Origin of the sequence: Pseudoalteromonas sp. Z1A6 (genome assembly GCF_011378745.1) — a bacterium.
Classification (GTDB): Bacteria; Pseudomonadota; Gammaproteobacteria; order Enterobacterales; family Alteromonadaceae; genus Pseudoalteromonas; species Pseudoalteromonas arctica.
In genome coordinates, this window is record NZ_WTKW01000173.1 from 1 (window position 1) to 8,934 (window position 8,934).

Annotated in this window: 6 protein-coding genes; 5 read left to right on the forward strand and 1 reads right to left on the reverse strand. The window is 40.4% G+C overall.

The genetic code is table 11. The annotated features are described in order from the left end of the window. Positions 1-150 precede the first annotated feature (150 nt). From GQR46_RS11910 to GQR46_RS11930, 5 genes are read left to right on the forward strand one after another with little or no spacing between them, the layout of a single operon-like run. Positions 151-1,512 carry a TolC family protein gene (locus GQR46_RS11910; protein ID WP_165741067.1) on the forward strand — a complete coding sequence of 454 codons (1,362 nt, stop codon included), beginning with the start codon at positions 151-153 and terminating at the stop codon, positions 1,510-1,512. After that, complete coding sequence (locus GQR46_RS11915; RefSeq protein WP_165741068.1) at positions 1,509-2,654, forward strand: efflux RND transporter periplasmic adaptor subunit; 1,146 nt, start codon at positions 1,509-1,511, stop codon at positions 2,652-2,654. Before GQR46_RS11910 ends, GQR46_RS11915 begins: the two co-directional genes overlap by 4 nt. Then, positions 2,654-5,842, forward strand: coding sequence for an efflux RND transporter permease subunit (locus tag GQR46_RS11920; RefSeq protein ID WP_165741069.1), 3,189 nt, complete (start codon positions 2,654-2,656; stop codon positions 5,840-5,842). Before GQR46_RS11915 ends, GQR46_RS11920 begins: the two co-directional genes overlap by 1 nt. After that, a complete protein-coding gene (locus GQR46_RS11925) occupies positions 5,842-6,525 on the forward strand; it encodes a response regulator transcription factor (protein WP_165741070.1) in 684 nt (227 codons plus the stop codon). The genes GQR46_RS11920 and GQR46_RS11925 overlap by 1 nt, the downstream gene beginning before the upstream one ends. Beyond that, positions 6,522-7,814, forward strand: coding sequence for a HAMP domain-containing sensor histidine kinase (locus GQR46_RS11930; RefSeq protein ID WP_165741071.1), 1,293 nt, complete (start codon positions 6,522-6,524; stop codon positions 7,812-7,814). Before GQR46_RS11925 ends, GQR46_RS11930 begins: the two co-directional genes overlap by 4 nt. Before the next feature lie 184 nt (positions 7,815-7,998). Here GQR46_RS11930 and GQR46_RS11935 read toward each other — a convergent pair whose 3' ends face one another. After that, complete coding sequence (locus GQR46_RS11935) at positions 7,999-8,856, reverse strand: MBL fold metallo-hydrolase (protein ID WP_165741072.1); 858 nt, start codon at positions 8,854-8,856, stop codon at positions 7,999-8,001. Between the last annotated feature and the right edge of the window lie 78 nt (positions 8,857-8,934).

Below are 8,934 nucleotides of genomic sequence, written 5' to 3' on the forward strand. Positions count from 1 at the left end.
CCTATAAAATAGCTTAAAATATGAGTTTGCATCGGCTTAGTATTTTTAATAAATTTATTAATCAAAATTAAATAGGTTAATGCCATTTAACCTCTCCTTAACCCTCGACCGAATAAGCTATGTGCAATGGTATGAATTAGGCATAGTTAAATGGTTTATTTTAAAAAGCACTCAACCGGTTTTTTACTTGCACTTAGTTGCACACTTGCTGCATGCAGTAGTCAGCCAAGCTATCAAGGTAATAGTACTGAGCAGTCGCTAAAGCAACATGCAAACTGGCAGTACACGCAAAGTAACGCGCAGCAAGTAAATTACATTACCGATTTGGTGAATATAGAAGGGCTTGATTCGCTTATTGATCAAGCTGTTACTAATAACCCATCGTTTAATCAAGTGCATGTTGCATTAAAACTAGCTTATGCGCAGCGTGATGTAACCGCTGCAAGTCAGTGGTTTAGTGTAGATGCAGGATTTGACGCGCAGCGCAGTAAAACCGAAGGTACGCAATACAGCTCATCAGTAGGTATAAGCTGGGAAGCCGATATATGGCAAAAAATTGCTGACAACGTAGCCGCGCAAGATATGACTATTGCCAGTAATCAAGCTACTTATCAAGGCGCTAAAGACACATTAGTAGCGAGTGTTATTCGTACTTATTTAAATATTATTTTGCAGCAAAATTTGCTCGATATAGAGCAGCAACGTTTAGTTGTTTTACAAAATAATGAGCAAAGTATTGTAGAGCGCTACCAATATGGGTTAGGTGATTTAGAAGCGCTTGATACCGCACGAGCTAGCACGGCATCTACCCGCGCGACCATTGCCGATTATCAAGAGCAAATAGCAAAAGCAAAGCGTGCTTTAATGCTAATTGTAGGCACTGATAAACTTCAAAACCTGCCAAGTACATTAACACTGCCAAGCGTTATTGAGCCATTAAGTACATTACCAGAGCAAGATTTGGCGCGCCGACCTGACTTACAAAGTGCCTATTACAACATTCAGGCAAAGCATTACTTGGTTGATGTATCGTACAAAGAGCTACTACCGAGTATTTCGCTTTCGGCATCACTGAGTGATTTAGCAAGCACGCCAAGCCAAGCATTATTAACTAGCCCAGTGTGGAGTTTATTGGGTAGTTTAAGTGCCCCTTTATTTGAAGGTGGAGCACTGCGTGCGCAAGTTGATATTGCAAAATTAAATGCCGAGCAAGCGTTTTGGCAGTACCAAGATACGCTGCTAAGTGCGGTAAACGAAGTTGAAAATGCACTCGGGCAGGAGCAATCATTAACCGAGCAACAACTGCAAATTAGCAATGCACTTGCCAGCGCTCAACGCAGCTTTAGTAACTATCAAAGTAAGTATCAACAAGGTTTGGTTGATATTTTAGATTTGCTAACAGTGCAACAAAAAGTATACGACCTGCAAGCTCAACTTAGTCAAATAAACTACACCCTTTTAACTAACCGCATAGATTTAGGCCTTGCTTTGGGCCTTGGAGTATCGTCATGAGAATTTCGCCAACACCTGTTATTGTAACCCTTGTTGCAATTATTAGTATAGGGCTTGCTGTTGCGTATAACGCTAAAAAAATGGATGAACAAGCTAATAGCTCAAAATCTGTCACGGTTAGAGCTATTGCACCAAATGTATCGGTAATTAATGCTGTTGCGGGTACTTACCAAGCTTATGTGAACGGACATGGTCAAGCAAAGGCGCATTGGACACTGACCTTAAAAGCACAAGTTAAAGGCGAAGTGACTAGTATGAGTGAGCAATTTGCAACCGGAAACTTTGTATCTAAAGGGCAGGTGTTTGCACAAATAGATAATACTGAATACTTACAAGCCCTCGCAAATGCCAAAGCCACACTCGCTGATGCGAAACTCGCACTGCAAGAAGAGCAAGATTTAGGGGAGCAAGCAAAACGTGAATGGGAACGCTCAGGCGTTACGCAGGCGCCAAGCTCACCACTGGTATTTAGAACCTTGCAGCTAGAAGCCGCGCAAGCCACGCTTGATGACGCTCAATATGCACTTAAAACAACACAGCGTGATGTAAATAATACCCAGTTAAGTGCTCCGTTTGATGGTGTTATTTTATCGCGAGATATCGATTTAGGTACTTATGTTGGTATTGGCGATACGCTTGCCACATTAAACAGCACTGACAAAGTAGAAATAAACGTGCCGCTTTCATTGAATCAGTGGCAAAATCTGGCAAATAATAAATCAGGCGAGGTTATTTTAAGTGATGTAACCACTAATACTAAATGGAATGGTTATATTGCACGTTTTGAGCAACACCTCGATGACAGTTCGCGTCAGCGCAGCGTAATTGTCGCCTTAGATAAACCGTTTGAGCAAGCGACGCCATTATTACCAGGTACATTTTTAGCGGTTGAAATTGCAGGTAAACAATTAAGTAACGTAATTGAACTGCCTGCTTCAGCGGTATCACAAGATGGCTTAATTTGGTACGTGAATGATAAAAACAACTTAGTAAGCACACAAGCCAATAAAGTATTTGAGCGTGGAGATTACGTATACATTTCACCAATAGAGGGTGTTAGTAAATTAAAAGTAGTTGTGCGTCCACTTGTTAGTTATTTAAACGACATGAGGGTAAATCCAATTGTTGAAGGGGTACAATAATGAGCCCTCATCAGCCACCTCAAGTACCTAGCAGTAATAACCCGTTGCACGGTATTATTAATTGGTTTGCAAATAACTCTGTTGCAGCTAATTTATTGTTAATAAGCGTGATTGTAATGGGGATTATGTCGCTTTCTACGTTGCGTAAAGAAGCTTTTCCGAGTTTGGAGCCTGATACTGTTTCGGTGTCAGTTGTTTATGACAGTGGTGATGCATTACAAGCTGAAGAGGGGATTGCGCTCAAAATAGAAGAAGCTCTTGAAACAGTACAAGGTATAAAGCGCATTACCTCTACATCTGATGCAAGCGGCAGCCATGTTAGCATTGAAAAAGAAACAGATTATTCACTCGATGAGCTACTCTTTGATGTAAAAAATCAAGTTGACGCAATTAACAACTTCCCTGTTGATGCTGAGCAACCTGTTATTGATAAAGCGCGCAGGCAAGATCATGCATTAACACTACAGCTTTTTGGGGATGCAGATCGCCATACATTACAAAACCTGGGTGAAAAACTTAAAGCCGATTTATTAGCGCAATCAGGTATTACTGATGTAACTCAGTCGGGTGTTCTCGATCCGATGATGTCAGTAGAAATCGATGAAGGTAAATTACAAGCCTATGGATTAACCATTAGTGACATAAGTGAGGTGATTAATAACGAGTCATCAAGCCCACTATCAACTAGTTTACGTGATAGCAGTAAAATTATACGTCTGAAAGCGGCTGACCAAGCTTACTGGCAGCGCGACTTTGCCAATATCGTTTTACTCACTACCGCATCTGGCGCACAAATCAAATTAGGTGATGTTGCTATTGTTAGCGACAGTTTTTCTGAAGATAACAACTCACTAAGTCGTTATAACCAACAAAATGCAGTCGGCGTTGAAATTCTAATGGGTGATACCAGCGACATAATCACCATTGTTGAGCAGGCTAATAATGTAATAAAAACGTGGCATGAAAATGGTTTATTACCTCAAAATGTAGAGCTAGAAAGCTGGAATGACAAAAGCACCATGATCACCGAACGTTTATCGCTACTGACGAAAAACGCGGTGACCGGTATTATTATGGTGTTTGTAATACTAGCCATATTTTTAAATGTACGTGTGGCTTTATGGGTTGCTGGTGGCTTGCCATTTGTATTTTTTGGCACGCTGTATTTTATGACCGATGGCTACACCGCACTGACCATAAACGAAATGACTACCTTCGGCTTTATTATGGCGCTGGGCATAGTGGTAGACGATGCCGTTGTTGTCGGCGAGAGTATTTACACTACACGTAAGAAACATGGCGATACAATAAATAACACGGTTTTGGGTACGATGAAAGTGGCTGTACCGACAATATTTGGGGTATTGACCACTGTTGCTGCATTTATGGCACTGTCGAATGTATCTGGTAATCTAGGTAAAATTTACTCTCAATTTGCCACTGTAGTGACCATCTGTTTACTGCTTTCGCTTGTTGAATCAAAGCTTATATTACCCTCGCATTTAGCCCATGTAAGTACCAAGCGCCAAATTAAAAAAGGGTTAAGTGGGGTATGGTCCAAAATACAACATGGCGCCGATAGCGGTCTAAATTGGTTTAGCAAAAACATTTATTGTAAGGTTATTGAACTCTCATTGCGCTTTAGATATGCAGTCGTTGCTGGGTTTATTGCTTTTTTTATACTCGTCATAGGTATGCCAATGACAGGCGTAGTAAAAGTAGGTTTTTTCCCAAGCATTCTGGGCGATACCGTATCCGCCAACTTGGTTATGCAAACTGATGCTGCTTACGGTCAAACAAACAAAAACTTACTAATGCTTGAGCAAAGTGCAATACAAGCTGAGCAAAACTTAATGACTAAGTTTAATTCAGATAAAAGTGAAATAACCAGTTTACAAGTAATTAGTAGCAACGATACAAGTGGTACGGTAAGCGTTGAACTATTAGATGATGGCGCTTTCACTGCAAGTGAATTTGCTCAAGAATGGCAGCGTTTAGCCGCAAGTCCTGAGGGCAGTAAAAAGCTACAAATATTAGCTACGCGTAAGATGGTTGATAATTTTAAAGTTGAGCTTAAAGCATGGGACGACGAAACCGTAATGGCAGCGGGCGCACTATTTAAAGAGCACTTACAAAATACGGCAGGCGTTAACGGAATAGACGACAATTTAAATCCCGGTCAACCACAGTTAAAATTTACACTAAGCGCGCAAGGTCGCGCCCTAGGTATGGATACTGCGAGCTTATCAAAGCAAGTACTGCAAGCCTTTGGCGGCGCAATTGTACAGCGTTATCAACGTAATAAAGACGAAATAAAAGTACGTGTACGTTATCCAGAGAACGCCCGTCAAACACCTGCCGATATTATGCAATCGCGTATCCGATTGCCTGATGGCACCGTTGTACCGCTTGTAAACGTAGCGACAATTAACAGTGAATACCAACACGATGAGATAACGCGTATTGATGGACTTCGTGCAATTTATTTAAGTGCGCAAGTAGATAAAGGTGTGATTGCTCCAAACGAATTAGTGGCTGATTTACAACGCGACTTAATACCAGAATTAACTCAGCAATTTCCTACTCTGAATATTCATTTTGCTGGTGAAGCTGAAGAGCAAGACGAAACAACAGGGTCAATGCTTGCCATGTTTGTCGCTGCTTTATTAGTTATATATGTACTGTTGGCTATTCCGCTTAAATCGTATGTTCAACCTTTACTGATCATGGTGGCAATTCCGTTTGGTGTAGTTGGTGCAATACTTGGGCATTGGTGGAACGACTTAACCATTAGCATATTGTCATTAAACGGTATATTGGCGCTCAGTGGTGTGGTGGTAAACGACAGCCTATTACTTGTTTCGCGTTTTAACGAACTAACAAAAGAAGAGGATATGAATACGCATGACGCCATTGTTGAGTCGTGTACAAGTCGTCTGCGTGCAGTTTTACTAACCTCAATTACAACTTACGCAGGCTTGGTGCCGCTTCTTAGTGAAACCTCAATTCAGGCACAATTTTTAATCCCTGCGGCTGCATCACTTGGTTACGGTATTTTGTTTGCCACGGTTATTACCTTAATACTTATACCTGCATTATTGATGATTCAAACCGACGTTAAACGCGGTATAGCTACTATGCTAAAATCGCTAGGTGCTAAAAATAAAACGCAGGAAACAGCCTCTTAATGATAAACGTACTACTGGTTGAAGACGACATCGACTTGGCAACCACCATTGTTGATTATCTCGAAATTGAGTCAATAGAGTGTGACCATGCAAGCAATGGCGTAATGGGTTTAAATTTAATAGAACGTAATCAATATCAAATGATTATATTAGATGTAAACATGCCAAAAATGGATGGTTTAACCATGTGCAAAACATTACGTGAGCGAGGCATTGATACACCAGTATTAATGTTGACAGCGCGTGATAGCCTCGACAGTAAGCTTGAGGGATTTGCTGCCGGTAGTGACGACTATCTCGTAAAACCATTTGCTATGAAAGAGTTAGTAGCGCGCGTTAAAGTATTAGCAAAACGCAAAAGTGGTGAAGTAAAACGCCTTACATTTGCTAATTTAACACTTGATTTAACCGCGCATACGGCAACAGTCGAAGCAGGTAACTTAAAGCTATCTCCTATTACTTTTAAGTTATTAGAATTACTTATTAGAGAGCAACAAAAGCCAGTTACCCGACACGCAATTATGCAAGCCATTTGGGGAGAAGAGCAGCCCGACAGTAACAGCCTAAAAGTACATATTTACCATTTACGAAAACAGTTAGAGCAAGCTAATTGCCAAGCGGTACTTGAGACAATTCCTAGTGTAGGGTTTGTATTAAAACTAAAAAATGAGACACATGCATGAAAATAAGACCTAGTTTAAGGTTGTACTTTTTTGTCAGCATGGTGCTTTTAAGTTCGTTAATGGCTATTGGTTTTTCGTTTTTAAGTGTTAGCTATTTTACCGATGGTTTAGACAAAGGCTTGAATGGCGTAATGCATGCACTTTCGCAATCGGCTGAAGTTAAAAACGGGCAACCGAAAGAAATGATTGGCTTTAATATAGCGAGTCGTTGGGAGGATGTGCCAAATGAGATTAAGAAACGTTTTATAAAGCCTACAGAGCGAGGTATATTGCAAAAAAGCCAAGAAAAAACAGCGTTTTTTTCTATGCCAAAAGACTTATATTTTGTTGTATATTTTGAAAACCCTGCTGGTGAAGCTCGTTATGTATCACGTATTATGCTTGAGGAAAACCGCCTTCCAAAAAAAGGAACACCCGAAAAACCAATACAAAGGTTATTATGGATAGCGTTAACGGGAATAACGGCAATAGCGCTGTTTACCTTCTTTTTGTTTATGGTAATGAAAAAGATAGCAAAGCCTGTTGAGTCCCTGCGGGGTTGGGCAAAGTCGTTAAATCAAACAAACTTACAACACACACCGCCCGATTTTACCTATAACGAACTAAATACCTTGGCAACGTTAATACGCAGCAGCTTGCTTTCAGTATACGAAAGTGTAGAGCGTGAACAACGCTTTTTAAGTTATGCCAGCCACGAGTTACGTACGCCAATTTCGGTTATTCGCAGCAACGTTGAGTTACTGAACCGTTTAAGCGAAAAAGCGCCTTTAAGCGATAAGCAACAACTTACACTGCAGCGAATTGAGCGCGCCGGTTTAACCATGAGTGATTTAACTGAGACGTTATTGTGGCTTAGCAGAAATGACGACCAGCAAAGTTCACCAGAGCCTGTAAACCTAGCCGTTAAAATAACGACTTTGGGTAACGAACTCGATTATTTACTCAATTCAAAACAAGTTGATGTACTTATAAATACCGATAACCACAGTACGACTATTAGTACCGAAGCCACCGCATGCCACATAGTACTTACAAATTTAATACGTAATGCGTATCAGCATACGCAACAAGGGCAAGTGCGTATTACTCAACAAGGTAGCCGCGTGATTATAGTAAATAGCAGCGCACAAACTGATACGTCACACGTTACTAATAGCGCAAATAAGCCTACCAATATTGGCTACGGTTTAGGATTAGAGTTAAGCGAAAAAATAATAAAACGACACGGTTGGGTATACGAAGTAAACGACATGCCAGGGCGTTATGAAGTGGTGGTCGATTTTAGTTAATAGACTTTTTAATACTTAGATTTGAAATATAAAAACCGCGCTAGGACATTGTAAAGGTGGTTTATATGGCGTTTGACGTCTATTTAACTAATTAATAGGTACATTGGTACTGCGTTAAATACGCCAATACCAATGCTTATAATATTGAGTTTAGAGCTCAGAGCTTAGTCCGCTGAGTTCACACTTATAAATCGCTGCGCCAACCCATACCAGACTCTTCCATTAAACGCTCGTACACGCCCTCTATGTTAAGTGGTAACCATACATCAAACTGTTTAAAGTCACTAAATTGGTCTAATTTTACATTTTGTTTAATTTCGTCAAGCGTATTACCAGCTAAAACGCCTGCTGTTACTTGGCTATATAAAAGCTCTATATAAGTTAAATAGCGCGCTACATCAGCCTTGCTGCCAATATCGGCATGTCCGCCTACAAAAGTATTAAAGTCATATTTGAGTACCGCTTGGGTTGAGTTAATCATGCCTTGAATATCGTAACTCCACAGCTTTTGCCACGGCATTCTGCCAATAACGATCCAATCAACTATAAATAGTGTTTTTTGCTTTTCGAATAATATACTAACCGAACCACGACCATCGTTTGGACCATGGTAGTTAAGCTTTACTGTGGAATCACCAAGGGTAAGCAGTAGCTCGTCATCAAAAGTAAGGCTGGGCATTACCGTTTTCATTTGTGTGTTTTTAATATCTTGCGCGGCGAGTTTATGCGCTACAAAAGTGGTGTGCGGGCTTTTAAATACCTCGGCGCCGTAAATATGATCGCTGTGATTATGGCTGTAAATTACATATTTTATCGGTACGTTATAGCGAGTTTTAATTTGCTCGTTTAACCAGGTGGCGGCTTTTTTATTAAGCGGGTCGGTAACAATTGCGCCCTCAGGAGTGATTAAAAATACTGAGCGGTGTCTGTCGTCTATAAAGCGGTGTAAGCCATCGCCTAAGTCTTCAATCTCAAAGGCTTGTGTGGCAAAGCCTATAAATAACAAGGCTGTAGTTAATAGTTTTTGTAGCAAGCGGGGCATACACCATTCCTTTTAAAATTGATTAAATTAATAACGCTATTAAAAGAAGAAAGCATAAAACTGTAAAAAATTTCAGTG

Excerpts from the sequence above, each read along its gene's own strand:
- GQR46_RS11910 (WP_165741067.1), top strand. The coding sequence starts at position 151 with ATGGTTTATTTTAAAAAGCACTCAACCGGTTTTTTACTTGCACTTAGT.
- GQR46_RS11915 (WP_165741068.1), top strand. The coding sequence starts at position 1,509 with ATGAGAATTTCGCCAACACCTGTTATTGTAACCCTTGTTGCAATTATT.
- GQR46_RS11920 (WP_165741069.1), top strand. The coding sequence starts at position 2,654 with ATGAGCCCTCATCAGCCACCTCAAGTACCTAGCAGTAATAACCCGTTG.
- GQR46_RS11925 (WP_165741070.1), top strand. The coding sequence starts at position 5,842 with ATGATAAACGTACTACTGGTTGAAGACGACATCGACTTGGCAACCACC.
- GQR46_RS11930 (WP_165741071.1), top strand. The coding sequence starts at position 6,522 with ATGAAAATAAGACCTAGTTTAAGGTTGTACTTTTTTGTCAGCATGGTG.
- GQR46_RS11935 (WP_165741072.1), bottom strand. The coding sequence starts at position 8,856 with ATGCCCCGCTTGCTACAAAAACTATTAACTACAGCCTTGTTATTTATA.